22 protein-coding genes are annotated in these 25387 nt (G+C 66.0%); 16 read left to right on the top strand and 6 right to left on the bottom strand.

Annotated elements, in window-relative coordinates; genetic code table 11:
* Positions 1 to 132 precede the first annotated feature (132 nt).
* A complete protein-coding gene (gene ilvA, locus CAG29_RS02140; RefSeq protein WP_085580963.1) occupies positions 133 to 1647 on the top strand; it encodes a threonine ammonia-lyase, biosynthetic in 1515 nt (504 codons plus the stop codon).
* A gap of 39 nt (positions 1648 to 1686) precedes the next feature.
* The gene (locus tag CAG29_RS02145) at positions 1687 to 2112 is read left to right on the top strand and encodes a DUF2269 family protein (RefSeq protein ID WP_085580961.1); all 426 of its coding nucleotides are present in this window, start codon (positions 1687 to 1689) and stop codon (positions 2110 to 2112) included.
* 114 nt (positions 2113 to 2226) lie between these two features.
* Here CAG29_RS02145 and CAG29_RS02150 read toward each other — a convergent pair whose 3' ends face one another.
* Complete coding sequence (locus CAG29_RS02150; RefSeq protein ID WP_085580958.1) at positions 2227 to 2883, bottom strand: HAD family phosphatase; 657 nt, start codon at positions 2881 to 2883, stop codon at positions 2227 to 2229.
* 143 nt (positions 2884 to 3026) lie between these two features.
* On the opposite strand from CAG29_RS02150, the gene CAG29_RS02155 reads away from it, so the two are divergent.
* Both CAG29_RS02155 and ptsP read left to right on the top strand, forming a co-directional pair.
* On the top strand, positions 3027 to 3506 hold the full coding sequence (locus CAG29_RS02155) for an RNA pyrophosphohydrolase (protein WP_085580957.1): 480 nt from the start codon (positions 3027 to 3029) through the stop codon (positions 3504 to 3506).
* A 22-nt stretch (positions 3507 to 3528) separates the two neighbouring features.
* Positions 3529 to 5808, top strand: a complete 2280-nt coding sequence (ptsP, locus tag CAG29_RS02160) for a phosphoenolpyruvate--protein phosphotransferase (RefSeq protein ID WP_085580955.1) — start codon at positions 3529 to 3531, stop codon at positions 5806 to 5808.
* Positions 5809 to 5843: 35 nt separating this feature from the next.
* Here the strand turns inward: ptsP and CAG29_RS02165 are convergent, their stop codons facing one another.
* Complete coding sequence (locus CAG29_RS02165) at positions 5844 to 6590, bottom strand: NRDE family protein (RefSeq protein WP_085693806.1); 747 nt, start codon at positions 6588 to 6590, stop codon at positions 5844 to 5846.
* Positions 6591 to 6721: 131 nt separating this feature from the next.
* Here CAG29_RS02165 and CAG29_RS02170 point away from each other — a divergent pair, with 131 nt between their 5' ends.
* The 3 genes from CAG29_RS02170 to CAG29_RS02180 all read left to right on the top strand — a co-directional run bounded on the left by CAG29_RS02170 (position 6722) and on the right by CAG29_RS02180 (position 9423).
* Positions 6722 to 7504 (top strand): sulfite exporter TauE/SafE family protein, encoded by a 783-nt coding sequence (locus CAG29_RS02170; protein WP_085580951.1) that lies wholly within the window; start codon positions 6722 to 6724, stop codon positions 7502 to 7504.
* Positions 7505 to 7585: 81 nt separating this feature from the next.
* A complete protein-coding gene (lgt, locus tag CAG29_RS02175; RefSeq protein WP_085580949.1) occupies positions 7586 to 8401 on the top strand; it encodes a prolipoprotein diacylglyceryl transferase in 816 nt (271 codons plus the stop codon).
* Between the two features lie 50 nt (positions 8402 to 8451).
* Positions 8452 to 9423 (top strand): thymidylate synthase, encoded by a 972-nt coding sequence (locus CAG29_RS02180; protein ID WP_085580947.1) that lies wholly within the window; start codon positions 8452 to 8454, stop codon positions 9421 to 9423.
* A 203-nt stretch (positions 9424 to 9626) separates the two neighbouring features.
* Here CAG29_RS02180 and cadR read toward each other — a convergent pair whose 3' ends face one another.
* Entirely contained in the window at positions 9627 to 10076 is a 450-nt protein-coding gene (gene cadR / locus CAG29_RS02185) for a Cd(II)/Pb(II)-responsive transcriptional regulator (protein WP_085630098.1), read from the bottom strand.
* Positions 10077 to 10160: 84 nt separating this feature from the next.
* Here cadR and CAG29_RS02190 point away from each other — a divergent pair, with 84 nt between their 5' ends.
* The 7 genes from CAG29_RS02190 to CAG29_RS02220 all read left to right on the top strand — a co-directional run bounded on the left by CAG29_RS02190 (position 10161) and on the right by CAG29_RS02220 (position 19213).
* The gene (locus CAG29_RS02190) at positions 10161 to 12500 is read left to right on the top strand and encodes a heavy metal translocating P-type ATPase (protein WP_085693807.1); all 2340 of its coding nucleotides are present in this window, start codon (positions 10161 to 10163) and stop codon (positions 12498 to 12500) included.
* A gap of 15 nt (positions 12501 to 12515) precedes the next feature.
* Positions 12516 to 13379 carry a LysR family transcriptional regulator gene (locus CAG29_RS02195; protein WP_085630094.1) on the top strand — a complete coding sequence of 288 codons (864 nt, stop codon included), beginning with the start codon at positions 12516 to 12518 and terminating at the stop codon, positions 13377 to 13379.
* A 210-nt stretch (positions 13380 to 13589) separates the two neighbouring features.
* The gene (locus CAG29_RS02200) at positions 13590 to 14660 is read left to right on the top strand and encodes a putative 2-aminoethylphosphonate ABC transporter ATP-binding protein (protein ID WP_085693808.1); all 1071 of its coding nucleotides are present in this window, start codon (positions 13590 to 13592) and stop codon (positions 14658 to 14660) included.
* Positions 14660 to 16384 (top strand): putative 2-aminoethylphosphonate ABC transporter permease subunit, encoded by a 1725-nt coding sequence (locus CAG29_RS02205; protein ID WP_085693809.1) that lies wholly within the window; start codon positions 14660 to 14662, stop codon positions 16382 to 16384. The genes CAG29_RS02200 and CAG29_RS02205 overlap by 1 nt, the downstream gene beginning before the upstream one ends.
* A 39-nt stretch (positions 16385 to 16423) precedes the next feature.
* Entirely contained in the window at positions 16424 to 17449 is a 1026-nt protein-coding gene (locus CAG29_RS02210) for a putative 2-aminoethylphosphonate ABC transporter substrate-binding protein (protein ID WP_085630090.1), read from the top strand.
* A gap of 73 nt (positions 17450 to 17522) precedes the next feature.
* Positions 17523 to 18656, top strand: coding sequence for a TIGR03364 family FAD-dependent oxidoreductase (locus CAG29_RS02215; RefSeq protein ID WP_085630088.1), 1134 nt, complete (start codon positions 17523 to 17525; stop codon positions 18654 to 18656).
* Complete coding sequence (locus tag CAG29_RS02220) at positions 18656 to 19213, top strand: phosphonate degradation HD-domain oxygenase (RefSeq protein WP_085580930.1); 558 nt, start codon at positions 18656 to 18658, stop codon at positions 19211 to 19213. The genes CAG29_RS02215 and CAG29_RS02220 overlap by 1 nt, the downstream gene beginning before the upstream one ends.
* Before the next feature lie 41 nt (positions 19214 to 19254).
* Here CAG29_RS02220 and CAG29_RS02225 read toward each other — a convergent pair whose 3' ends face one another.
* Together CAG29_RS02225 and CAG29_RS02230 are read right to left on the bottom strand one after the other, a co-directional pair.
* A complete protein-coding gene (locus tag CAG29_RS02225; protein ID WP_085580928.1) occupies positions 19255 to 20631 on the bottom strand; it encodes a GTPase/DUF3482 domain-containing protein in 1377 nt (458 codons plus the stop codon).
* Positions 20624 to 22003, bottom strand: a complete 1380-nt coding sequence (locus CAG29_RS02230) for a DUF2868 domain-containing protein (RefSeq protein WP_085693810.1) — start codon at positions 22001 to 22003, stop codon at positions 20624 to 20626. Before CAG29_RS02230 ends, CAG29_RS02225 begins: the two co-directional genes overlap by 8 nt.
* Positions 22004 to 22099: 96 nt before the next feature.
* On the opposite strand from CAG29_RS02230, the gene CAG29_RS02235 reads away from it, so the two are divergent.
* Positions 22100 to 22612, top strand: coding sequence for a dihydrofolate reductase (locus CAG29_RS02235; RefSeq protein ID WP_085693811.1), 513 nt, complete (start codon positions 22100 to 22102; stop codon positions 22610 to 22612).
* A gap of 40 nt (positions 22613 to 22652) precedes the next feature.
* Here the strand turns inward: CAG29_RS02235 and CAG29_RS02240 are convergent, their stop codons facing one another.
* Positions 22653 to 24044, bottom strand: coding sequence for an L-cystine transporter (locus CAG29_RS02240; RefSeq protein ID WP_085655856.1), 1392 nt, complete (start codon positions 24042 to 24044; stop codon positions 22653 to 22655).
* A 239-nt stretch (positions 24045 to 24283) separates the two neighbouring features.
* Here CAG29_RS02240 and CAG29_RS02245 point away from each other — a divergent pair, with 239 nt between their 5' ends.
* Positions 24284 to 25339, top strand: coding sequence for a phosphorylcholine phosphatase (locus tag CAG29_RS02245; RefSeq protein ID WP_085637050.1), 1056 nt, complete (start codon positions 24284 to 24286; stop codon positions 25337 to 25339).
* Positions 25340 to 25387 lie beyond the last annotated feature (48 nt).

A 25387-nucleotide genomic window follows, 5' to 3' on the forward strand; every position in this document is an offset into this window, starting at 1 on the left:
GGCAAGGTAAGAACGGAAAGGCCGGCATTATAGCCCCAAGCCGGGGTAAAACCTCGGGATTCGTGTGGTCGTGCGGCCAAAAGCCGGGTTAGACTCCTTGGCCCTGCCCAACCCGCCCAGTGATGCCTTCCGATGCTCGAACAGTACGTCAAAAAGATCCTCACCTCGCGCGTTTACGACGTTGCCGTAGAAACCCCGCTGCAGAACGCCCGCCAGCTCTCCGAGCGGCTGGGCAACGACATCTGGCTCAAGCGCGAAGACTTGCAGCCGGTGTTCTCGTTCAAGATCCGCGGGGCCTACAACAAGCTGACCCAGCTGACCGACGAAGAGCGCGCCCGCGGCGTGGTCACCGCCTCGGCGGGCAACCATGCCCAGGGCCTGGCCCTGGCGGCCAAGGTGCTGGGGGTGAAGGCCACCATCGTGATGCCCAAGACCACCCCGGAGATCAAGGTCGAAGGCGTGCGCTCACGGGGCGGCAAGGTGGTGCTGCACGGCGACTCGTTCCCGGAGGCGCTGGCCTATTCGCTGAAGCTGGTCGATGAGAAGGGCTACGTCTACATCCACCCTTACGATGATCCGCACACCATCGCCGGGCAGGGCACCGTGGCGATGGAGATCCTGCGCCAGCACCCGCAGCCGCTGGACGCGATCTTCGTGCCGGTCGGCGGCGGCGGGCTGATCGCCGGCATCGCGGCGTACGTGAAGTACCTGCGCCCGGACATCAAGGTCATCGGCGTCGAGCCCGACGACTCCAACTGCCTGCAGGCGGCGATGGCGGCGGGCGAGCGCGTGGTGCTGCCGACGGTGGGCATCTTCGCCGACGGCGTGGCGGTGGCCCAGATCGGCCAGCACACCTTCGACATCTGCAAGGACTACGTCGATGAGGTGATCACCGTCAGCACCGACGAAATCTGCGCGGCGATCAAGGACATCTACGACGATACCCGCTCGATCACCGAACCCGCCGGCGCCCTGGGCGTGGCCGGGATCAAGAAGTACGTCGAGCAGCGCGGCGTGGCCGGCAAGACCTTCGTCGCCATCGACTCCGGCGCCAATGTCAACTTCGACCGCCTGCGCCACGTGGCCGAGCGCGCCGAACTGGGCGAGGGCCGCGAAGCGATCATCGCCGTGACCATCCCGGAGAAGGCCGGCAGCTTCAAGGCGTTCTGCGAGGCCATCGGCAAGCGCCAGATCACCGAATTCAACTACCGCTACAGCACCGGCAGCGAAGCGCACATCTTCGTCGGCGTGCAGACCCACCCGGACAGCGACCCGCGCAGCGCGCTGCTGGCGAGCCTGACCGAACAGGGCTTTCCGGTGATCGACCTGACCGACAACGAACTGGCCAAGCTGCACATCCGCCACATGGTCGGCGGGCGCGCGGCGCAGGTGGTCGACGAGGTGGTGCTGCGCTTCGAGTTCCCGGAGCGTCCGGGGGCGCTGTTCAACTTCCTCAACAAACTGGGCGGGCGCTGGAACATCTCGATGTTCCACTACCGCAACCACGGCGCGGCGGACGGCCGGGTGGTGGCGGGCCTGCAGGTGCCGCACGAGGAGCGCCACCTGGTGCCGGCGGCGCTGGAGGCGATCGGCTACCCGTACTGGGACGAGAGCGACAACCCGGCCTATCAGCTGTTTCTCGGCTGAGCGGCTACGCTGATGGGCAGGCCATAAGGAAACCGGATCATGGAAACGTTGACTGCACTCAAGGTGGCGCACACGGCGGCGACGGCCGTGTTGTTGCTCGGCGCGCTGGGCCTGGGCGCCTGGGTGTTCCTGGCGCGGCGCAAGGGTGACGCCACCGCGGGCAGCCGCACGCTGCAGCGGCCGCGGGTGTTCGTCTGGCTGCTGATGGCGCTGGCGCTGCTGAGCATGCCGTTCACCGGCTGGTGGATGGTGCATCTGGTGGGCTGGCCGCTGGGGCAGACCTGGCTGCTGGCCTCCAGCGTGCTCTACACCGTGGCGGCGCTGGCGTGGTTCTGGCTGCTGGTGCGGCTGAACCGGCTGCGCAAGGCGCCGGGCGGGGTGGGGCGGTTCAGCCTGGCCTTGGCGCTGTTCGGCCTGGTCTGCTTCGTGGCGATTGCCGGGTTGATGGGGGCCAAGCCTGTTTAGGGCCTTCAACCGAGTCGTCCCCATCGCCAGCAGGCTGGCTCCCACAGTTTTCAGATGCCACATTCGGGTTCACTGAAGGTTCCTGTGGGCGCTGGCTCGCCAGCGATGGCGGCATCAGCCGCGCAGGCTGAGCACAGGCCAGCCCCGCTTCTGGGCCTCGGCCAACAGGTTCGGATCCGGATCCACCGCCACCGGGTTCGCCACCTGCTCCAGCAGCGGCAGGTCATTCATCGAGTCGCTGTAGAAGTAACTGCCTTCCAACGAATGCCCGGTCTCTTCCAGCCAGCGGTTCAGCCGCGTCACCTTGCCTTCACGGAAGCACGGCACGTCGGTGCTGCGCCCGGTGTAGCGGCCGTCCTGCATCTCGCACTCGGTGGCGATCAGGGTCTCGACGCCCAGGCGCACGGCAATCGGCGCGGTGACGAAACGGTTGGTGGCGGTGATGATCACCAGTTTGTCGCCGGCGTCGCGGTGCCGCTTCAGCAGTTCCAGCGCCTTGGGCAGCATGATCGGCTCGATGCAGTCGCGCATGTAGTCGCTGTGCCATTGGTCGAGCACGGCCATTTCGGTGCGGCCGAGGATCTCCAGGCAGAAGTTCAGGTACGCGGCGTTGTCCAGCTGGCCGGCCAGGTAATCCTGGTAGAACTCGTCGTTGCGCGCCTTGTAGGCGACCGGGTCGAGGAAGCCGCGTTCGCACAGGTAGTCGCCCCAGGCGTGATCGCTGTCGCCGCCCAGAAGGGTGTTGTCCAAATCGAAGAGTGCCAGGCGCATTGCAGTTACCCGCTGAAAAGTCAGTGAAAAGGGGACAAGAATACGGTCTTTTCACAAGAGTGCACATAAGCTGGGAACCTTCGTTGCCGCCTTCACGACCTTTGTGGAACAATGCGGCGACATGCGTTTGCGAGGTTGTTGCCGTGATCGACCCCGATGGTTTCCGCCCCAATGTCGGGATCATTCTGACGAATGACGCCGGCCAGGTGCTATGGGCCCGCCGTATCAATCAGGACGCCTGGCAGTTTCCGCAAGGGGGGATCAACCCCGACGAGACGCCGGAAGACGCCTTGTACCGCGAGCTGAACGAAGAAGTGGGCCTGGAGCGCGAAGATGTTGAAATTCTCGCCTGTACCCGGGGCTGGTTGCGCTATCGTTTGCCGCAACGCCTGGTGCGGACCCACAGCCAGCCGCTGTGCATCGGCCAGAAGCAGAAGTGGTTTCTCCTGCGCCTGATCTCCAACGAGCAGCGGGTGCGGATGGATTTGACCGGTAAACCGGAGTTCGATGGCTGGCGCTGGGTCAGCTATTGGTATCCGTTGGGCCAGGTGGTGACATTCAAGCGCGAGGTGTACCGGCGCGCCCTCAAAGAGCTTGCCCCGCGCCTGCTGGCGCGCGACTGACGACGGAGTTCGACCCCGAGCCATGCTCAATACGCTGCGCAAGATCGTCCAGGAAGTTAACTCCGCCAAGGATCTCAAGGCGGCGTTGGGGATTATTGTGTTGCGCGTCAAAGAGGCCATGGGCAGCCAGGTCTGCTCGGTCTACCTGCTCGACCCGGAGACCAACCGCTTCGTGCTGATGGCCACCGAGGGCTTGAACAAGCGCTCGATCGGCAAGGTCAGCATGGCGCCCAACGAAGGTCTGGTCGGCCTGGTCGGCACGCGTGAAGAACCCCTGAACCTCGAAAACGCCGCGGACCACCCGCGCTACCGCTACTTCGCCGAGACCGGCGAGGAGCGCTACGCCTCGTTCCTCGGGGCGCCGATCATCCACCACCGCCGCGTCGTCGGCGTGTTGGTCATCCAGCAGAAAGAACGCCGCCAGTTCGACGAAGGCGAAGAAGCCTTCCTCGTGACCATGAGCGCCCAGCTCGCGGGCGTGATCGCCCACGCCGAGGCCACCGGCTCGATCCGCGGCCTGGGCCGTCAGGGCAAGGGCATCCAGGAAGCCAAGTTCGTCGGCGTGCCGGGGTCGCCGGGTGCGGCGGTCGGCACCGCGGTGGTCATGCTGCCGCCGGCGGACCTGGACGTGGTGCCGGACAAGGCCGTCGCCGACATCGACGCTGAGCTTGCGCTGTTCAAGAACGCCCTCGAAGGCGTGCGCGCCGACATGCGCGCCCTGTCGGCCAAGCTGGCGACCCAGCTGCGCCCCGAAGAGCGCGCGCTGTTCGACGTCTACCTGATGATGCTCGACGATGCCTCGCTGGGCAGCGAAGTCACCACCGTGATCAAGACCGGCCAATGGGCCCAGGGCGCCCTGCGCCAGGTGGTCACCGATCACGTCAACCGTTTCGAACTGATGGACGACGCCTACCTGCGGGAGCGGGCCTCGGACGTCAAGGACCTGGGCCGCCGCCTGCTCGCCTACTTGCAGGAAGAGCGCCAGCAGAACCTGGTCTACCCGGAAAAGACCATCCTGGTCAGCGAAGAACTGACGCCGGCCATGCTCGGCGAGGTGCCGGAAGGCACGCTGGTCGGCCTGGTCTCGGTGCTCGGTTCGGGCAACTCCCACGTCGCGATCCTGGCCCGGGCCATGGGCATCCCGACGGTGATGGGCCTGGTCGACCTGCCGTACGCCAAGGTCGACGGCATCGAAATGATCGTCGACGGCCACCGCGGCGAGGTCTACACCAACCCCGGCGAAGTGCTGCGCAAGCAGTTCGCCGAAGTGGTGGAAGAAGAGAAGCAGTTGGCCCTGGGCCTGGACGCGCTGCGCGACCTGCCGTGCGTGACCCTCGACGGGCACCGCATGCCGCTTTGGGTCAACACCGGCCTGCTGGCGGACGTGGCCCGCGCCCAGAAGCGTGGCGCCGAAGGCGTCGGCCTGTACCGCACCGAAGTGCCGTTCATGATCAACCAGCGCTTCCCGAGCGAAAAGGAACAGCTGGCGATCTACCGCGAGCAGCTCGCCGCGTTCCATCCGCAGCCGGTGACCATGCGTACCCTGGACATCGGCGGCGACAAGGCGCTGTCGTACTTCCCGATCAAGGAGGACAACCCGTTCCTGGGCTGGCGCGGCATCCGCGTCACCCTCGACCACCCGGAGATCTTCCTGGTGCAGACCCGCGCGATGCTCAAGGCCAGCGAAGGCCTGAACAACCTGCGGATCCTGCTGCCGATGATCTCCGGCATCCACGAGCTGGAAGAGGCGCTGCACCTGATCCACCGGGCCTGGGGCGAGGTGCGCGACGAGGGTACCGACGTGCCGATGCCGCCGGTGGGGGTGATGATCGAGATTCCGGCGGCGGTGTACCAGACCAAGGAACTGGCGCGGATGGTGGACTTCCTGTCCGTCGGCTCCAACGACCTGACCCAGTACCTGCTGGCCGTGGACCGCAACAACCCGCGGGTGGCCGACCTCTACGACTACCTGCACCCGGCGGTGCTGCAGGCCTTGCAGATCGTGGTGCGCGACGCCCACGCCGAAGGCAAGCCGGTGAGCATCTGCGGCGAAATGGCCGGCGACCCGGCGGCCGCGGTGCTGCTGATGGCGATGGGCTTCGACAGCCTGTCGATGAACGCCACCAACCTGCCGAAGGTGAAGTGGATGCTGCGTCAGATCAACCTGAGCAAGTCCAAGGACCTGCTGGCGGAGCTGATGACCATCGACAACCCGCAGGTCATCCACAGCTCGCTGCAGCTGGCCCTGAAGAACCTGGGGCTGTCGCGGATGATCAACCCGGCGCCGGTCAAGACCGCCTGAGGGCATGTGGCGAGGGAGCGAGCGCCTTCGCCACGTCAGAGGCTCAGGTCCACCTCCCCGAGATGCCCGCCGAACGGGCCGAAGCTGCGCTCCACGATCCGGCGCGTGCCGTCCGCCTGCACGATCAGCGCCGTGCTCGCCCGCGTCCCGTAGCTCTGGCTGGCGATGAACACGCTCGACAGCAGCGACTCGGTCGTCCGTCCCACGCCGGTGTCCGGCAACTCCGCCTCCGGCGCCGGCTGCGCGTCGGCCAGCAGCGCCAGCAACCGTTCGGGCTGCGGATCGTCCAGCGCCGCGCTCAGGGCCGCCTTGGCCTTGAGCAGTTTCGGCCAGGGCGTGTCCAGCCCGGCGTTGGACAGTCCGTAGACCCCTGGCGGCAGCATCACCGGCTCCGTGTCGCGGGCGTTGAAGTGCCACAGTTCGTGGGCGTTGCCCAGCAGCAGGTTGAACCCGGCGTACTGCGCCGAGCGTTCGACGACATCGGCCAGATAGTCGTCGATCGACAGCTCCCCGGTCAGGAACCCGGCCACCAGCCCGCCCCGTGAGCGCTGCGCCGGCGGCTGGCCGGGGTCGCGGATGTTGGTCAGCGCCGCGAACCGGCCGTGGGCGCTCAGGCCCAGCCAGGTGCCGCCTGCCTCAAGGTCTCGCCCGGCGTGGACATGAGGCGCCTCCGGCCAGGGGGCCAACGGCAGGCTGGGCCGGGCGTAGAACTCGTCGCGGTTGGCCGCGACGATCAGCGGCTGGGCATGATCCGGCCGCCAGGCGAAAACGATCAGGCACATAAGGTTGTCCTTGTGCGTTTTTTGCTCACTTTACGCAGTCATCGTCCGCGCATCCATCGCAAGTGGAGCCCGAGGCCATGCATCCGTTACCATGCCGCTCCGGTTTTAGGGACGCGTCGGGGGAGGCGGTCATGGAATTTCTGCTCTATCTGGCGTTGGGCGCCTGCGCAGGCGTGCTGGCTGGGCTGTTCGGGGTCGGCGGCGGGATCATCATCGTCCCGGTGCTGGTGTTCAGTTTCACCCTGCAAGGCTTCGATCCGTCGATCCTGACGCACCTGGCGGTGGGCACGTCGCTGGCGACGATCATCTTCACCTCGGTCAACGCCGTGCGCGAGCACCACCGCCGGGGCGCGGTGCGCTGGCCGATCTTCGTCTGGATGACGGTCGGCATCCTGGTCGGCGCCGGCCTGGGCGCGCTGACTGCCGAAGCGATCTCGGGGCCTCACCTGCAAAAGATCATCGGCGTGTTCGCCCTGGTGATCGCCGCGCAACTGGCCCTGGAGGCCAAGCCCAAGGCCAGCCGCACGGTGCCGGGCAAGCTCGGCCTGACCGTGGCCGGCAGCGTGATCGGCTGGGCCTCGGCGATCTTCGGCATCGGCGGCGGCTCGCTGACCGTGCCGTTCCTGACCTGGCGCAGCGTGCCGATGCAGCAGGCGGTGGCGACATCGTCGGCCTGCGGTTTGCCGATCGCGGTGGCCAGTGCGATAAGTTTCATGATTCTGGGCTGGCACGATCCGCTGCTGCCGGCCCATAGTCTCGGTTTCGTGTACCTGCCGGCGCTGTTGGGGATCGCCCTGACCAGCATGGTCTTCGCCCGCCTCGGCGCGCGCCTGGCCCACAAACTGTCGCCGAAGTTGCTCAAACGCCTGTTCGCCGCTTTGCTGTTCTGCGTGGGCCTGAACTTTCTGTTGTGAGCCGGCGCAATCCTGACTTAATCCTGAGGTGGCAGCGTCCCCCGGGAATGTTGAAGACCTGAACTCTAACGAGGAGTCGCAATGCTGCCTTACCCGCAGATCGACCCGGTGGCGGTTGCCATCGGTCCGTTGAAAATCCACTGGTACGGGCTGATGTACCTGATCGGCATCGGCGGCGCGTGGCTGCTGGCGTCGCGCCGGCTCAACCGTTTCGACCCGACCTGGACGAAGGAGAAGCTCTCCGACCTGGTGTTCTGGCTGTCCATGGGCGTGATCGTCGGCGGGCGCCTGGGCTACGTGCTGTTCTATGACCTGAGCGCCTACCTCGCCAACCCGACGCTGATCTTCGAGGTGTGGAAGGGCGGCATGTCGTTCCATGGCGGCTTCATCGGCGTGATGCTGGCGGCGCTGTGGTTCGGCAAGCGCAACAACAAGTCGTTCTTCCAGCTGATGGACTTCGTCGCGCCGATGGTGCCGATCGGCCTGGGCGCCGGGCGCATCGGCAACTTCATCAACGCCGAGCTGTGGGGCAAGCCGACCGACGTGCCGTGGGCGATGATCTTCCCGCCGTTCAGCGATCCGGCGCAGTTGCCGCGTCACCCGTCGCAGCTTTACCAGTTCGCCCTCGAAGGCGTGGCGCTGTTCCTGATCCTCTGGCTGTTCTCGCGCAAGCCGCGTCCGACCATGGCCGTCTCCGGCATGTTCGCGCTGTTCTACGGGATCTTCCGGTTCATCGTCGAGTTCGTCCGCGTGCCGGACGCGCAACTGGGCTACTTGGCCTGGAACTGGCTGACCATGGGCCAGGTGCTGTGCGTGCCGATGATCGTCGGCGGGCTGTTCCTGATCTGGCTGGCCTACCGTCGCGCGCCGGCGGCGCCGGTCGCTCCGACGGCTTAACATACGGACCCCGGCGCCGGACGCCGGGGCTCAAAGGAAACAGGTAACCCATGAAGCAATATCTTGATCTGGTGTCCCACGTCATCAACAACGGCACCAAACAGGCCAACCGTACCGGCGTGAACACCATCAGCTTTCCGGGCGCCATGCTGCGCTTCGACCTGCAGGAAGGCTTTCCGGCGATCACCACCCGCAAGATGGCCTTCAAGTCGGCCATCGGCGAGATGTGCGGTTTTCTGCGCGGGGTGAACAACGCCGCCGAGTTCCGGGCGCTGGGCTGCAAGGTCTGGGACCAGAACGCCAACGAGAACGCCCAGTGGCTGGCCAACCCGTTCCGTCAGGGCGAGGACGACCTGGGCGAGATCTACGGCGTGCAGTGGCGCAAATGGCCGGCGTACAAGCAGATCCCGCTGAGCAACGCCGCCGCCATCGAGCAGACCCTGAGCCAGGGCTACCGGCAGATCGCCGAGGGCGAAGAGGACGGCCAGGCCTACGTGGTGCTGTACAAGGCCATCGACCAGGTGCGCCAGTGCGTCGACACGATCATCAAGGATCCGGGCAGCCGGCGCATCCTGTTCCACGGCTGGAACTGCGCCCAGCTCGACGAGATGGCCCTGCCGCCGTGCCACCTGCTGTACCAGTTCCACCCGAACGTCGAGACCAAGGAAATTTCCCTGACCCTCTACATCCGTTCCAACGACCTGGGCCTGGGCACGCCGTTCAACCTCACCGAAGGCGCCGCGCTGCTGAGCCTGATCGGCCGCCTGACCGGCTACACGCCGCGCTGGTTCACCTATTTCATCGGCGATGCGCACGTCTACGAGAACCACCTGGACATGCTCAACGAACAACTCAAGCGCGAGCCGTTCGCCATGCCGAAACTGAAGATCTCCGACCGCGTGCCGGAATTCGCCAAGACCGGCGTGTACCAGCCGGAGTGGCTGGAACTGGTCGAGCCAAGCGACTTTTCCCTGGAAGGTTACGAGCACCATGCGCCGATGACCGCGCCGATGGCGGTCTGAGGCCCGGCTCCGCAGAGCCTGGGCTGACGCCATCGCCAGCAGGCTGGCTCCCACAAGGAGTTCGGTTGGATGCTGGGGTGGCGTTCACTGCAAGACAATGTGGGAGCGAGCCTGCTCGCGATGACGGTGTGTCAGCCAAGGATGGATCGGCTGACACACCGTCATCGCTGGCAAGCCAGCTCCCACAGGGATATTCGGTGATCTTAATGGCCGTGGCTGCGGCCCACATGGGAGTGTTCCACTTCCGTCGCGACAACCCCGCCGCTCACTTCAAGCCGCTGCAGAATCCCGCACTGATCCGCCTCCGGCCCTTCGCCGCAGCGCTGGCGCAGGTCGAGCAGTTGCGCCTGCAAGGCCAGCAGGCCGTCGATCCGCGCCTTCACGTGCTGGATGTGCTCGTCGATCAAGGCGTTCACGCTTTCGCATTGGTCCTGCGGGCTGTCGCGCAGGGTGAGCAAGGCGCGGATCTCTTCGAGGGTCATGTCGAGGGTGCGGCAGTTGCGGATGAAGGTCAGCCGCTCGGCGTGGGCCTGGGTGTAGACCCGGTAGTTGCCGTCGCTGCGGGCCGGTTCCGGCAGCAGGTTTTCGCGTTCGTAGTAGCGGATGGTCTCCACGGCGCAGTCGGTGAGTTTCGCCAGTTCTCCGATCTTCATGACGGCAATCTCCAAAAGGGTGCTTGACCCTATAGTGGCTACAGGGTCTTTACTTGGCAACAGGCACCTTCATGGACGCGACCGATGAGCGATTCCCTGCATACCCACAGCCACAAACCTGGCGACGAACACGATCACAAGCATGATCACGATCATGGCCACAGCCCGAAACTGCAGCCTGTGCATAAACACGATCACGGCGGCGACGCCTGCTGCGGGTCGAAGGTTTTCACGCCTGCGCCTGTTCATTCGAATGAAGATTCCTGCTGCGGATCGAAAGCCGCCATGCCTTCGCTGATTCAATTGAGCGAGGCGCCGAGCGCCGACGCCCGGCTGAGCAGTTTCCGCATCGAGGCGATGGACTGCCCGACCGAGCAGACCCTGATCCAGAACAAGCTCGGCAAGCTGGCCGGCATTCAGCAACTGGAGTTCAACCTGATCAACCGCGTCCTCGGCGTGACCCACACGCTGGCGGACACCGCGCCGATCACCGAGGCGATCAAGTCCCTGGGCATGCAGGCCGAACCGCTGGAGGCCGGCGTCGAGACGCCCGCCCCGGCGCCGGTGAAAAAGCACTGGTGGCCGCTGGCGCTGTCCGGCGTCGGTGCGCTGGCGGCGGAGGTCATCCATTTCACCAACGCCGCGCCGACCTGGGTGGTGGCGATCGTCGCGCTGGTGTCGATCCTCAGCGGGGGCCTTGGCACCTACAAAAAGGGCTGGATCGCCCTGAAGAACCGCAACCTCAACATCAATGCCCTGATGAGCATCGCCGTGACCGGCGCCGTGCTGATCGGCCAGTGGCCGGAAGCGGCGATGGTGATGTTCCTGTTCACCGTGGCCGAGCTGATCGAGGCCCGTTCGCTGGATCGGGCGCGCAACGCCATCAGCGGCCTGATGCAGATGACGCCGGAGCAAGCCACTGTGTTGCAGGCTGACGGCAACTGGGCCGAACGTGAGGTCAAAGGCATCGAACTCGGCGTCCGGGTGCGGGTCAAGCCCGGTGAGCGCATCGCCCTCGACGGTGAAGTCGTGAGCGGCAGCTCGACCATCGACCAAGCGCCGATCACCGGGGAAAGCCTGCCGGTGGAGAAGACCGTCGGCGACAAGGTGTTCGCCGGCACCATCAACCAGGCCGGTTCCCTTGAGTACACCGTGACCGCGGCGGCCAACAACTCGACCCTGGCGCGGATCATCAACGCCGTCGAACAGGCCCAGGGCGCGCGGGCGCCGACCCAGCGCTTCGTCGACCAGTTCTCGAAGATCTACACCCCGGCGGTGTTCATCCTCGCGCTGGCCGTGGCGGTGATCCCGCCGCTGTTCATGGGCGCGGCGTGGTTCGACTGGATCTACCGCGCACTGGTGCTGCTGGTGGTGGCGTGCCCGTGCGCCCTGGTGATCTCCACCCCGGTGACCATCGTCAGCGGCCTGGCGGCCGCAGCGCGCAAGGGCATCCTGGTCAAGGGCGGCGTGTACCTGGAGGGCGGCTTCAAGCTCGACTACCTGGCCCTGGACAAGACCGGCACCATCACCCACGGCAAACCGGTGCAGACCGATTACCTGTCGCTCGACCCGACCGCCGAAGCGCTGGCCCCGGCCATTGCCGCCGCATTGGCCGGGCGTTCCGACCACCCGGTGTCGCTGGCCATCGCGAACGCCGCTGTGGATAAGAACCTGATCCTGCCGCTTGTGGATAACTTCACCGCCCTGGCCGGTCGCGGGGTGAAGGGCGAGGTGGACGGCCAGACCTACCACCTGGGCAACCACCGCCTGGTGGAAGAGCTGGGCCTATGCTCGCCGCAGCTGGAAGAAAAGCTGTTCGCGCTGGAGAAACAGGGCAAGTCCGTGGTGCTGCTGCTCGACCGCTCGGGCCCGCTGGCGCTGTTCGCCGTGGCCGACACGGTCAAGGACACCAGCCGCGAAGCCATTCGCCAATTGCACGATTTGGGCGTGAAAACCCTGATGCTCACCGGCGACAACGTCCACACCGCCCAGGCGATCGCGGCGCAGGTCGGCATCGACCAGGCCAAGGGCGACCTGCTGCCCACCGACAAGCTGCAAGCCATCGAAGACCTGTATGCCCAGGGCCACCGGGTCGGTATGGTCGGCGACGGCATCAACGACGCCCCGGCGCTGGCCCGGGCCGAAATCGGCTTCGCCATGGCGGCGGCCGGCACCGACACCGCCATCGAAACCGCCGATGTCGCCCTGATGGACGACGATCTTCGCAAGATCCCGGCATTCATCAGCCTGTCGCGCAACACAGCGACAATCCTCAAGCAGAACATCGCGTTGGCGCTGGTGATCAAAGCGATCTTTCTTGGGGTAACCTTCGCCGGGGTCGCCACCATGTGGATGGCGGTGTTCGCCGACATGGGCGTCAGCCTGCTGGTGGTGTTCAACGGTTTGCGCCTGCTGCGCAAGTAAGAGAGAGGGGCGGTTGTGCTGAGTGCCGAGCTGAAGGCGTTTTACATGGTGGCCCGGTTGGGCAGCATCACGCTGGCGGCAAAGAAGCTGGGCCTGAGCCAACCGACCGTGACCACCCAGATCCGCCATCTGGAGAGCCAGTACTCGGTGGAGCTGTTCTACCGCGGCGGCCGGCGCCTGAGCGTCAGCGACGAGGGTGCGCGGCTGCTGCCGATGGTCAAGGCGCTGCTGCAGCAGGAAGCCGACATCGAGTTCTTCCTGCGCAACAGTGGTCAGGTGCAGGGCACGCTGCGCATCGCCGCCACCGCGCCGTATTACATCCTCGACCTGGTGAAGGCGTTCCGCGAGCGTCTGCCTCAGGTGGAGGTGTCGGTGGAGATCGGCAACTCCCAGCAGGTGCTCGAAGCGCTGGAGGATTACCGGGTGGACGTCGCGGCCTCGTCGCAGTTGCTGGAGGACGCGCGGCTGATCCGCCGGGTGCTCGGCAGCGACCCGCTGGTGCTGGCGGTGCATCGCGACCATCCGCTGGCGGCGCATGACCATGTGACGCTGAGCGCGCTGGCCGGGCATACCCTGCTGATGCGCGAGTCCGGCTCGACCACCCGGCGCCTGACCGAAGAGTTGCTGGCCGGCGCCGGCGTGAGCTTCGGCCCGCTGCTGGAGATCGGCAGCCGCGAGTCGATCCGCGAGGCGGTGCTGCGCAACATCGGCATCAGCATCATCGCCCGCCAGGAAGTGCCCCACGATCCGCAGCTGCGGGTGCTGACCCTGGAGAACGCGCCGCAGATCCCCGAGTATCTCTACTGCCTGAAGGAACGCAAGAATGCGCGCTTGCCGGCGGCGTTTCTGGGTTTGGCACAAGAGATGTCCCCAGCCTGAGGCTTTTCGGTGCCTGTGCCGGCCTCCTCGCCAGCAGGCTGGCTCCTACATTGAAATGCGTTCCCCTGTAGGAGCCAGCCTGCTGGCGATGGCGCCGGGCCGGACAACCCAAATCCATGAATACCACTATCGGCCGTTTTTGCCCGGCTGCCATATGACGGACGCATTACAACCCTAGGATGGCCCCCATCTGCTCGATGAGGCCTGTCCATGAACCCTGCAACCGTCCTGACCACTCCCGGCGCACCGATGAAAGTGCGCAACGTGCAAAAGCGCTTCGGCGCGTTCACGGCGCTGGACAACGTCTCCCTCGACGTGGCCGCCGGCGAGCTGGTGTGCCTGCTCGGCCCGTCGGGCTGCGGCAAGACCACCTTGCTGCGCTGCATCGCCGGCCTGGAGAAGCAGGACAGCGGAGAGCTTTACCTCGGCGAGCGCGACGTGTCCCACCTCGCGCCCCAGGCCCGGGACTACGGCATCCTGTTCCAGTCCTACGCACTGTTCCCCAACCTGACCGTCGAAGCGAACATTGCCTACGGCCTGGCCGGCAGCGGCCGCGACGAAGTGCGCCGCCGGGTCGGTCAGATGCTGGAGCTGGTGGGCCTGGTCGGCAGCGAGAAAAAGTACCCCGGCCAACTGTCCGGCGGTCAGCAGCAACGGGTCGCCCTGGCCCGGGCATTGGCGCCGTCGCCGTCGCTGCTGCTGCTCGACGAGCCGATGTCGGCCCTCGACGCCCGGGTGCGCGAGCGCCTGTGCACCGAACTGCGCCAACTGCAGCGGAGCCTCGGCATCACCACCCTGATGGTCACCCACAACCAGGACGAAGCCATGCTGATGGCCGACCGCATCGCCGTGATGCACAACGGCAAGGTCGAGCAGTACGCCACGCCCCAGGAGATCTACGACCGCCCGGCCACGCCGTTCGTCGCCGAATTCGTCGGCCAGGGCAACTGGCTGCCGTTCCAGCGCAGCAGCGACAGCCACGCGCGGGTCGGCGGGATGAACCTGCGCCTGGCCGACGGCAGCGTCCACAGTCCTTCCGGCCGCCTGTTCTGCCGTCCGGAAGCGATCAGCGTCAATCCGCTGGTGCACGAGGAAAACCTGTTCCCGGCCAAGGTGCGTGAGATCACCTTCCTCGGCAACCGCTGCCGCATGAGCTTCGAACTCGACCAGTTGCCGGGCCATGCGCTGCTCGCCGAACTGGCCCCGGAAGCCATGCCGCGCCTGGGCGCGCAGCAGATCATGGTGGCCCTGCCGCCGCGCAGCCTGCAGGTGTTCGCCTGATGAGCATGAACAGGGCGCTGCCGCTGCCGCACAAGCAGGCGCGGCAGGTGTCCGGGGCCGAGGTCGGCGACCGGATCTTCGTGCTCGGCGGCAAGCTCCTGCTGCTGGTGCTGCTCGGGGTGGCGGTGCTGCTGCCGCTGTTGGCGATCTTCTGGCGCGGCTTCAGCAGCGAAGCCGGGCAGGGCGGCGGCTGGCTCGCCGCGAAAGAACTGGTGAGCAGCGACAATTTCCACTGGCTGCTCGGCAACAGCCTGAAGGTTTCCCTCAGCGTCGCGGCCATCGTCGTACCGCTGGCCTACCTGTTTGCCTACGCCTTGCAGCGCACGTTGATTCCCGGCAAAGGCCTCTGGCGCGGGATTTCGTTGCTGCCGCTGATGGCGCCATCGATGCTGCCGGGGATTGCGCTGGTCTATCTGTTCGGCAATCAGGGCCTGCTGCGCGGCCTGCTGTCGGACAACATTTACGGTTTCTGGGGGATTGTTCTGGGTGAGGTGATCTACACCTTCCCACACGCTTTGATGATCTTGCTGTCAGCCCTGTCGCTGGCGGATGCGCGACTGTTCGACGCTGCGTCGAGCATGGGCGCCAGTCCTGCAAAAGCCTTCCGCAGCATCACTTGGCCCGCGACCCGTCAGGCCGTATTCGCCGCGTTCTGTCTGGTGTTCACCCTGACCATCACCGATTTCGGCGTGCCGGTGGTGGTCGGTGGCGACTATCAGGTGCTGGCGCTGGAAGCCTACAAAGCGGTGGTCGGCCAGCAGCAATTCGGTCGCGGCGCGTTGATCGGCATGGTGCTGCTGCTGCCGGCGCTGTTCAGTTTCGGCGTCGATGCCTGGTTGCGTCGCCGTCATGGCGACGCCGTGAGCGGTCGCGCCCAGGTGTTCAAACCGGCACCGTCTAAGAAGCGCGATGTCTTTTATCTCAGCGCTGTCCTGCTGATCAGCGCAGCGTTGCTGCTGGTGTTCGGCATGGCCGTGTTCTCGTCGCTGGTGAAGTTCTGGCCGTACAACCTGTCGCTGTCGCTCAACCATTACCGGTTCGACGAGACCGCCGGCGGCGGCTGGCTGGCCTACGGCAACAGCCTGAAGATGGCGCTGGGCTCGGCGCTGATCGGCAGCGCGCTGATCTTCACCGGCGCCTACCTGATGGAAAAGACCCGCAGCCAGCGCGGGCTGAATCTGACGCTGAGGATGCTCAGTTTCGTACCGATGGCGGTGCCGGGGCTGGTGCTCGGTCTGGGTTACGTTTTCTTCTTCAACCTGACCGGCAACCCGCTGCACGTGCTGTACGGAACCATGACCCTGCTGATCGTCTGCACCATTGCTCACTATTTGACCACTGCGCAGATGACTGCCACCACCGCGCTGCGCCAGCTCGACGCCGAGTTCGAAGCCGCCGCGCTGTCGCTGAAAGCGCCGCTGTACCGCCATTACCTGCGGGTGACCGTGCCGATCTGCCTGCCGGCGCTGCTGGACATCGTGCGCTACCTGTTCGTGTCGGCGATGACCACCGTGTCCGCCGCGATCTTCCTTTACAGCCCCGACACCATCCTTGCGGCGGTGGCGGTGCTGAACATGGACGACGCCGGCAACGTCGGCGGCGCAGCGGCGATGTCGACCCTGATTCTGTTCACCTCGGCAGGTGTGTCCTTGCTGCTGGCGTGGGCTTCGCGCGGCTTGCTGCGCCGTTCCCAGGCCTGGCGGCAGACCCCGCCCGGCCATTGATTGCCGTCCCATCCCCTCAACTCAAGACAGGAAAAGATCATGTTCAAGCCTATGGCCCTGGCCGCCGCCGCGCTCGCCGCTTTCAGCCTGAATGCCTTCGCGGCGAAAACCGAGTTGACGGTGTACACCGCCCTCGAAGCCGAACAGCTCAAGACCTACAAGGAAGCCTTCGAGAAGGCCAACCCGGATGTCGAGATCAAGTGGGTGCGCGACTCCACCGGGATCATCACCGCCAAGCTGCTGGCCGAGAAGGAGCGCCCGCAGGCCGACGCGGTCTGGGGCCTGGCGGCGTCGAGCCTGGCGATCCTCGACCAGCAGGGCATGCTGCAAAGCTATGCGCCGAAGGACCTGGGCAAGATCGGCGGCAACTACCGCGATGCCGCCAATCCGCCAGCCTGGGTGGGCATGGATGTGTGGGCGGCGACCATTTGCTTCAACACCGTCGAGGCCCAAAAGCAGGGCCTGAGCAAGCCGGTGAGCTGGCAGGACCTGACCAAGCCTGAGTACAAGGGCAAGATCGTGATGCCGAACCCGGCCTCGTCCGGCACCGGTTTCCTCGATGTCAGCGCCTGGCTGCAGACCTTCGGCGAGAAGCAGGGCTGGGCCTACATGGACGGCCTGCACCAGAACATCGGCCAGTACGTCCATTCCGGCTCCAAGCCGTGCAAGCTGGCGGCGGCGGGGGAATTCCCGATCGGCATTTCCTTCGAGTACCCGGCCGTTCAGCTCAAGCGTCAGGGCGCGCCGCTGGACATCATTCTGCCGAAGGAAGGCCTGGGCTGGGAGATCGAGGCCACCGCCGTGATCAAGGGCACCGCCCATGAAGAGGCGGCCAAGAAGCTCGCCGACTTCTCCGCAAGCCCGGCGGCCATGGAGCTGTACAAGGAAAACTTCGCCGTGCTCGCCCAGCCGGGCATCGCCAAGCCGCAGACCGAACTGCCGGCGGACTACGAGCAGCGCCTGATCAAGAACGACTTCGCCTGGGCCTCGAAGAACCGCGACGAGATCCTGACCGAGTGGCGCAAGCGCTATGACGGCAAGTCCGAGAAAGTCGCCGCCAAGTAAGATTTTCATCGACTGACAGGGCCCCATCGCTGGCTTGCCAGCGATGGCGGTCTCTCATTCAGAGCACCTCTCAATGACACAACACAAAGACTTGCTGATCGTCGGCGCCGGCATCCTGGGCCTGTCCCACGCCTATGCCGCCGCCCGGCGCGGCCTCAAAGTCACGGTTTTCGAGCGCACCGCCACGCCCCTCGGGGCGTCAGTGCGCAACTTCGGCCAGGCGCTGGTCACCGGCCAGCCGCCGGGGCCGATGCTGGAGCTGGCCAAGGCCAGCCGCGAGATCTGGGGCCGGTGGGCGCAGCTCGCCGGCCTGCAACTCAAGCGCAACGGCTCGTACCTGTTCGCCCGCACCGAGGCGGAAGAACAGTTGCTGGAAGCCTTTTGCGCCGGCCGCGCCGTCGAGCACGGCTACCGCGTGGAGCTGCTGCGCGGTGCCGCCCAGCATGACCTGTACGGCGGCCGGTTCAGCCATCACCGCGCCGCGCTGCACGGCCTGGACGACCAACAGCTGTACTCGCGCGAAGCGATCCCGGCGCTGATCGACTGGTTGCGCCGCGAGCTGGGCGTCGAGTTCCACTTCTCGACCCTGGTGCGCGACGTCGAACCGGGGCGCCTGCACAGCACCGCCGGCACGTTCACGGCCGGGCAGATCATCGTCTGCTCCGGCCACGATTATCAGACCCTGCTGGCCGAGCCCATCGCCGCCCTCGACCCGCAGGTCTGCCGCCTGCAGATGCTGCGCGCCCGGCCCCAGGCCAGCCTCGACCTGCAGCACGCGCTGCTCACCGGCCTCAGTTGCGTGCACTACGGCGCCTTCGCCGACCTGCCGGAAGCGGCGGCGGTGCAGGCGCAGATCCTGCGCGAGACGCCGCACCTGCACGACAACGGCATTCACCTGCTGATCAGCCCCACGCCCCAAGGCGAACTGATCATCGGCGATTCGCACCATTACGGCAGGGATCCGTCGCCGTTCAACGCCGAACAGGTGGACGACTGGATGATCGGCCTGGCCGAGCACACCCTCGGCTGCAAGGTACAGGTGGTCGAGCGCTGGCAGGGCGTCTACGGCGCCCGCGGGCCGGGGCCGTTTTCGTTCCTGCGGCCGGCGCCGGGGCTCGGCGTGGCGCTGATGCACACCGGCGTGGGCATGAGCGTCGGCCCGGCCATGGCCGAGCGCAATGTTGCGCAACTGCTGGAGGAGGTCTGATGGGCCGCCACGAACAGGTGATCGCCGAGGTGTTCGGGCTGTACGAACGCTTCGGTGCCAGCGACTACATCGGCGAGCCGGTGTCGCAGATCGAGCACATGTCCCAGGCGGCGCAACTGGCCATGGCCGAAGGCTTTGACGACGAAGTGGTGCTGGCGGCGTTCTTCCACGACATCGGCCACCTGTGCGCCGAGGGCGCGCAGAGCATGGGCGGCTACGGCGCGGTCAGCCACGAACGCCTCGGCGCCGATTACCTGCGCGAGGCGGGGTTCAGTGAGCGTGTCGCGCGGCTGGTGGAGTATCACGTGCAGGCCAAGCGCTATCTGACGCTCAGGGAGACGGGCTATCACCAACGCCTGAGCGAAGCCAGCCGGCGCACCTTGGCGTATCAGGGCGGGGTGATGACGGAGGCCGAAGCTGAGGCGTTCGAGCGCGATCCGTTGTGCGCCGTCAGCCTGCGGATGCGCCAGTGGGATGAGCTGGCGAAGGAGACGGCGGTGCCGGTGGTGGATCTTCAGTTGCTGAAGGAGAAGGCGGCGCGGGTGTTGGCCGGCTGAACCGCTGAACCGCAGGGCCGCCATCGCCAGCAGTCTGGCTCCTACAGATCGGCGGCCAGTGAGTCGATCTGCCCCTGTCGTTCGGCCTGATTGAGCTTGGGGTGCGGATTGAGCGATGACCACTGCGGATGCGCCCGCGCCTTGATCAGGGCCTCGGGCAGTTTGCCTTGGCGCCAGGTCTCGTCCTGGGAGGCGGCGACCTGAACGGCATCCATCGCCGCATGGCCCCGGGCGTTCAGGGCCAGCAGCAACTGGCGCTGACGCAACGCCAGCAGGCGCAGCACGTTGTCGTCGACCGTCAGCTCGCGCTGCCCCTTGAGCTTGCCCAGCAAGCGGTTGCCGTAGCTGCGGGCGGTCTGCAGGGCGCCGCCGGCAATCGCGCCGGCCAGGGCGGCGGCGCCGAGGGTGATGCCGCCCACCAGCAGATCGACTCCGGCCCCGGCGGCCGCACCGGCCGCGATGCCGCCGCCGACCCGCACGCCCAGTTGCTTCAGGGTTTCGGGGTTGAACAGGTCATCGCCCCAGCGCCCGTCCAGCAGCGGCAGGTCGCTGGCGGCGGCATCCTGCACGCGGAAGGCATAGAGCTTGAGCAGCGCCTCGACGCAGCGCTGTTCGCGCTGGCGCACGGCCTGGCGCAGTTCGCTGATGGCTTGCTGTTCCTGTGCGGCTTCGCTGGCCACGCTGCGCCGGCAGGCGGCGCAGTCGATCAACAGCTCGGCGATCAGGCGCGCGGCACTCTGTTGGCGGGCGAGGCGTTGGGCCTGCTGGTCGGCGATCAGGCGCTCCAGTTGCGGCCGGGCATTCTCCAGCAGCAGCGCCAGGCTTTCGTACAGCCGCCGTTCGCCGTCCTCCGGCGGGGCGACGCTGTCGAAGCGCACCAGCGCATGCAGGCCAAGACGCGCCAACGCTTCGCGCCATTGCGGCTCGCGGTGGTCGGCGCTGCTGACGAAATTCAGCACCGGCAGCAGCGGTTTGCCGCAGCCGGCCAGCACCTCCAGCTCGTCCCGGTATTTGGCCAGCACCGGTTCGCGGGCATCGATCACGTACAGCCCGGCGTCGGAGGCGAGCAGTTGCCGCAACACCTTGGCCTCTTGCTCGAAACGTTGGCGCGCCTCGCTGCCGTCGAGGAACCGCGCCAGCCGCGCCGGGCCGTCGAGGCGTTCGCCGGGGCGTTCCAGCCGTTCGAGAAAATCCAGCAGGGCGATGGCGTCTTCCAGGCCCGGGGTGTCGTAGAGGTCGAGCAACGGTTCGCCCTCCACCGACAGCCGTGCGCCCTCGACGTGCCGGGTGGTGCTGGGGCGGTGCGAGACTTCGCCGAAGCCGACGTCGCGGGTCAGGGTGCGCAGCAGCGACGTCTTGCCGACGTTGGTGTGGCCGACCACGGCCAGTTTCAGCGGGGCCTTCCAGGCTTCAGTCATGACCGTGCTCCAGCCAGCCCATCGGGGCGCAATCGGCGAACGGCAGCTCCAGCTGCTGCAGCGCCACGTGCCAGTCGCCGAGGCGTTCGGCGTCCAGCGCCTGGCCTTGAGGTGCCTGCAACAGCCAGACGCGGGTGGCGGCGGCATTGCGCGCCAGTTCGGCGATCAGCGCCAGGCTGCCGCGGTCCGGCGAGCGCCGGGGATCGCAGGCAATGGCCAGACGTGCGGGCGGGAAGCGGGTCAGCTGTTCAAGCAGGCGGTGCCGGGATTCGCGGCTGTCGAGGATGCCGGCGTCGCTGACGCCTTTGGGCAATGCCGGCGGCCACGGGCGCTGGTCGTCCAGCTCGATCGCCACCAGCAGCGCCCCTTCGCTGACCTCTGCGCCGACGGCGCTTTCGACCCGGTGCAGGTGCTCCGGCGCCGCGTCGTTGATGCCTAAGCGCTCGCTGCTGGGCATCAGGCGTTCACGCAGCTGGGCGTAGCCGGGCAGGTTCAGGTCCAGGTGCAGGCGGGCGCGTCCGCGGTTCCAGCGCCAGCGGCACAGCAGCATCAGGATCAGCCGCGGCAGCACGCCGTAGATCAGCACCGCGCCGACCAGCCAGATGGCCCAGGCCTGGCGCACCAGCGCCCGGTTGTAGTCGCCGTCCAGGCCGACGCGGATCATGTCCACCCGTGGCGCGCTCCAGCCCAGGGCGTGGGGGACAGCGGTCAGGGCATCGGTCAGCGCCGCGAAGAAGTCGGCGCCCAGCAGGGTGCTTTCCCAGATGAAGTCGTATTGCCGGGTCGCCATCAGCAGCACCAGCATGATCAGGGCGCTGAGCATGATCAGCAGCCAGAGTCCGTTGACCAGCGTGCCGATGGCCCAGCGGTTGAGCCGGTGCCGTTGCAGGAGCAGCATCAGCGCCGGCGGCAGTTGGGCGGCCTTGGCGTCCCGGGCGAGTTTCTCGCTGAGCCACAGCCACAGGCGGCCCAGCGCCGCGCTGTGCTCCCCGGCAAACACCAGGCCGACCGCCCAGCTCAGCAGCAGAATCAGGTTCAGCCCGAGCAACGTGCCCAAGGCCCAGAAAATGTTGACCGGCCCGAGGCCGTTGCCCAGCGCGGAAAACGCCATGCCCGCCCCGGTGATGCAGGCCAGCGCCGCCATCAGCAGCACCGCCAGGCGTGCGCCTTGCAGCCAGTGCTTGAGCGCGGCGGTCAGCCCGTCGCGCTCGGCCAACCACAGCGCCCGGCGCTGGATGCGCCCCGGCAGGTCGCCGCCGGCCGCGCGGGCCAGGCGATTGGCTTCCAGATCGTCCAGGGGACCTGCGTGTTCTTCGCGCAGGCGCACGGTTTCGGTGAGCCAGAGGTTTTGCAGTGAAGTCAGTTCAGTCACGCGGCATCCCGTTGCTTGATTGAGCCGTGAGCATAACCGCTGCGGCGCTGGTCGGGGCAAGTTGCGGGATATCGATCCTCTGGTATCCTCACCCGCATGAACAACACTCTTCCTTTATGTCTGATCGCTGCTCTTGGTGAAAACCGAGTCATCGGCGTGAACAACACCATGCCTTGGCATTTGCCGGGTGATTTCAAGTACTTCAAAGAAAAGACCCTTGGCAAGCCAATCATCATGGGGCGCAAGACTTGGGATTCTTTGGGGCGTCCGCTGCCGGGGCGCTTGAACATTGTTGTCAGTCGACAGGCAGATCTTCAATTGCAGGGGGCCGAGGTGTTTTCCTCGCTTGAGGCGGCAGTTGATCGTGCTGAAGAGTGGGCACTGGAGCAGGGTGCGACCGAACTGATGTTGATTGGCGGCGCTCAGTTGTATGAACAGGCACTTCCGCTTGCAAACTGCTTGTATCTGACTCGCGTTGCCTTGCGCCCTGATGGCGACGCATTCTTTCCGGATTTCGGCCCGTGTGATTGGGAACGAACTTCCTTCGTGCCGAATCCGGCTGAAGGCGACAAGCCGGCCTACCACTTCGAAGTCTGGGAAAAAGCCTGAATCTGTGGCGAGGGAGCACGCTCCCTCGCCACAACGTCAATCAAGCCTGAGCAAGCTCCGCATGCTCATCGGCCTCCAGCAGCGCCTTGTCGGTCTGCTGCATCACTTGGCTGGTGATCGCCCCGGCGGTGATCGAACCGCTCACGTTCAATGCCGTGCGGCCCATGTCGATCAGCGGCTCGACCGAAATCAGCAACGCCACCAATGACACCGGCAAGCCCATGGCCGGCAGCACGATCAGCGCCGCGAACGTCGCGCCGCCGCCCACGCCCGCCACACCGGCCGAGCTCAGGGTCACGATGGCCACCAGCGTGGCGATCCACAGCGGATCCAGCGGGTTGATGCCCACGGTCGGCGCCACCATCACCGCCAGCATGGCCGGATAGAGGCCGGCGCAGCCGTTCTGGCCGATGGTCGCGCCGAACGAGGCGGCGAAGCTGGCCACCGACTGCGGGATGCCCAGACGGCTGGTCTGCGCCTCGATGCTCAGCGGGATGGTCGCCGCGCTGGAGCGGCTGGTGAAGGCGAACGTCAGCACCGGCCAGATCTTGCGGAAGAAGCGCAGCGGGTTGATCCCGGCCGCCGACACCAGCACGCCGTGCACGACGAACATCAGGCCCAGGCCCAGGTACGACACGACCACGAAGCTGCCCAGCTTGATGATGTCCTGCAGGTTGGAGCCGGCCACCACCTTGGTCATCAGCGCCAGCACGCCATACGGGGTCAGCTTCATCACCAGGCGCACCAGGCGCGTCACCCAGGCTTGCAGGGTGTCGATGGCGTTGATCACTTTCTGGCCTTTGTCGGCGTCATCCTTGAGCAGCTGCAGCGCAGCCATGCCCAGGAACGCGGCGAAGATCACCACGCTGATGATCGAGGTCGGCTTGGCCCGCGCCAGGTCGGCGAACGGGTTCTGCGGGATGAACGACAGCAGCAGCTGCGGCACGTTGAGGTCGGCGACCTTGCCGGCGTAGTCGGTCTGGATGGTTTGCAGGCGGGCCATTTCCTGGGTGCCGGCCACCAGGCCTTCGGCGGTGAGGCCGAACAGGTTGGTCAGGCCGATGCCGATCAGCGCGGCGATCGCGGTGGTGAACAGCAGCGTGCCGAGGGTCAGGAAGCTGATCTTGCCCAGCGACGAGGCGTTGTGCAGACGGGCCACGGCGCTGAGGATCGAGGCGAACACCAGCGGGATCACGATCATTTGCAGCAGTTGCACGTAACCGTTGCCCACCAGGTCGAACCAGCCGATCGAGGCTTTGAGCACCGGGTCGCCGGCACCGTAGACGGTGTGCAGCGCCACGCCGAAGCCCACGCCGAGCGCCAGCGCGAGCAGGACTTTTTTCGCCAGGCTCCAGGAGCTATGGCGGGTTTGCGCCAAGCCGAAGAGCAGGGCGAGGAACACCAGCAGATTGAGGATCAGCGGCAGATTCATGAGGACTCCCGAAAAGACGTTGCCAGCAGCCTTCCGGGGCCGCTGCGAACCGGAAAGCCTAACAGCTTGATTTGCAATGAATTAATACCGAAATCGCAGGGTGTCCGTCGTTTTTGGAATAAGCGCATGTCGCATCCACGATGCAACTGGCGCAAAAAAGACGCACGCGGTCGCTGACAGACGGGAACTGTCACACTGATTTGTTAGCGTCGATTCCTTTCAACCGGGGAGAAACGCTGATGAAATTCGCACCGACATTTCTGGCTGCCGCACTCTGCCTTGGCCTCGCTGGCCAGGCGCTCGCCACCGACTTGAAGCACTGGCCCGCGGATCAGGCCAAGGCCCTGGACGCGATGATCGCGGCCAACGCTAACAAGGGTAACTACGCGGTGTTCGACATGGACAACACCAGTTACCGCTACGACCTTGAAGAGTCGCTGCTGCCGTTCATGGAAAACAAGGGCCTGATCACCCGGGACAAGCTCGACCCCTCCCTGAAGCTGATGCCGTTCAAGGACACCGCCGACCATAAGGAAAGCCTGTTCAGCTACTACTACCGCCTCTGCGAAGTCGACGACATGGTCTGCTACCCCTGGGTGGCGCAAGTGTTCTCCGGCTTCACCCTCAAGGAGCTCAAGGGCTACGTCGACGAAATGATGGCCTCGGGCAAGCCGGTGCCGGCCACCTATTACGAAGGCGACGTGGTCAAGAAGCTCGACGTCAACCCGCCGAAGCTCTTCACCGGCCAGCAAGAGCTGTACAACAAGCTGATGGAGAACGGCATCGAGGTCTATGTGATGACCGCCGCTTCGGAGGAACTGGTGCGCATGGTCGCGGCGGATCCGAAGTACGGCTACAACGTCAAGCCGCAGAACGTCATCGGCGTGTCGCTGCTGCTCAAGGACCCCAAGACCGGCGAGCTGACCACCGCCCGCAAGCAGATCACCGCCGGCAAGTATGACGAGAAGGCCAACCTCGGCCTGGAACTGACCCCGTACCTGTGGACCCCGGCCACCTGGATGGCCGGCAAGCACGCGGCGATCCTGACCTACATCGACGAGTGGAAGAAGCCGGTGCTGGTGGGCGGCGACACCCCGACCAGCGACGGCTACATGCTGTTCCACGATGTCGACGTGGCCAAGGGCGGCATCCACCTGTGGGTCAACCGCAAGGACAAGTACATGACCCAGCTCAACGGCATGATGGCCAAGCACGCCGCGGCCCAGGCCAAGGAAGGCTTGCCGGTGACGGCGGACAAGAACTGGGTGATCGTCAAGCCGGAAGAGATCCAGTAAGCCGCGGTCCTGGGCGGTTCCTGGGGGCGCTACGGTCTTGAGCCTGTG

The sequence above is a fragment of the Pseudomonas sp. B7(2017) genome (assembly GCF_002112745.1).
Classification (GTDB): Bacteria; Pseudomonadota; Gammaproteobacteria; order Pseudomonadales; family Pseudomonadaceae; genus Aquipseudomonas; species Aquipseudomonas ekonensis.

Excerpts from the sequence above, each read along its gene's own strand:
- ilvA (WP_085580963.1), top strand. The coding sequence starts at position 133 with ATGCTCGAACAGTACGTCAAAAAGATCCTCACCTCGCGCGTTTACGAC.
- CAG29_RS02145 (WP_085580961.1), top strand. The coding sequence starts at position 1,687 with ATGGAAACGTTGACTGCACTCAAGGTGGCGCACACGGCGGCGACGGCC.
- CAG29_RS02150 (WP_085580958.1), bottom strand. The coding sequence starts at position 2,883 with ATGCGCCTGGCACTCTTCGATTTGGACAACACCCTTCTGGGCGGCGAC.
- ptsP (WP_085580955.1), top strand. The coding sequence starts at position 3,529 with ATGCTCAATACGCTGCGCAAGATCGTCCAGGAAGTTAACTCCGCCAAG.
- CAG29_RS02165 (WP_085693806.1), bottom strand. The coding sequence starts at position 6,590 with ATGTGCCTGATCGTTTTCGCCTGGCGGCCGGATCATGCCCAGCCGCTG.
- CAG29_RS02170 (WP_085580951.1), top strand. The coding sequence starts at position 6,722 with ATGGAATTTCTGCTCTATCTGGCGTTGGGCGCCTGCGCAGGCGTGCTG.
- lgt (WP_085580949.1), top strand. The coding sequence starts at position 7,586 with ATGCTGCCTTACCCGCAGATCGACCCGGTGGCGGTTGCCATCGGTCCG.
- CAG29_RS02180 (WP_085580947.1), top strand. The coding sequence starts at position 8,452 with ATGAAGCAATATCTTGATCTGGTGTCCCACGTCATCAACAACGGCACC.
- cadR (WP_085630098.1), bottom strand. The coding sequence starts at position 10,076 with ATGAAGATCGGAGAACTGGCGAAACTCACCGACTGCGCCGTGGAGACC.
- CAG29_RS02190 (WP_085693807.1), top strand. The coding sequence starts at position 10,161 with ATGAGCGATTCCCTGCATACCCACAGCCACAAACCTGGCGACGAACAC.
- CAG29_RS02200 (WP_085693808.1), top strand. The coding sequence starts at position 13,590 with ATGAACCCTGCAACCGTCCTGACCACTCCCGGCGCACCGATGAAAGTG.
- CAG29_RS02205 (WP_085693809.1), top strand. The coding sequence starts at position 14,660 with ATGAGCATGAACAGGGCGCTGCCGCTGCCGCACAAGCAGGCGCGGCAG.
- CAG29_RS02210 (WP_085630090.1), top strand. The coding sequence starts at position 16,424 with ATGTTCAAGCCTATGGCCCTGGCCGCCGCCGCGCTCGCCGCTTTCAGC.
- CAG29_RS02215 (WP_085630088.1), top strand. The coding sequence starts at position 17,523 with ATGACACAACACAAAGACTTGCTGATCGTCGGCGCCGGCATCCTGGGC.
- CAG29_RS02220 (WP_085580930.1), top strand. The coding sequence starts at position 18,656 with ATGGGCCGCCACGAACAGGTGATCGCCGAGGTGTTCGGGCTGTACGAA.
- CAG29_RS02225 (WP_085580928.1), bottom strand. The coding sequence starts at position 20,631 with ATGACTGAAGCCTGGAAGGCCCCGCTGAAACTGGCCGTGGTCGGCCAC.
- CAG29_RS02235 (WP_085693811.1), top strand. The coding sequence starts at position 22,100 with ATGAACAACACTCTTCCTTTATGTCTGATCGCTGCTCTTGGTGAAAAC.
- CAG29_RS02240 (WP_085655856.1), bottom strand. The coding sequence starts at position 24,044 with ATGAATCTGCCGCTGATCCTCAATCTGCTGGTGTTCCTCGCCCTGCTC.
- CAG29_RS02245 (WP_085637050.1), top strand. The coding sequence starts at position 24,284 with ATGAAATTCGCACCGACATTTCTGGCTGCCGCACTCTGCCTTGGCCTC.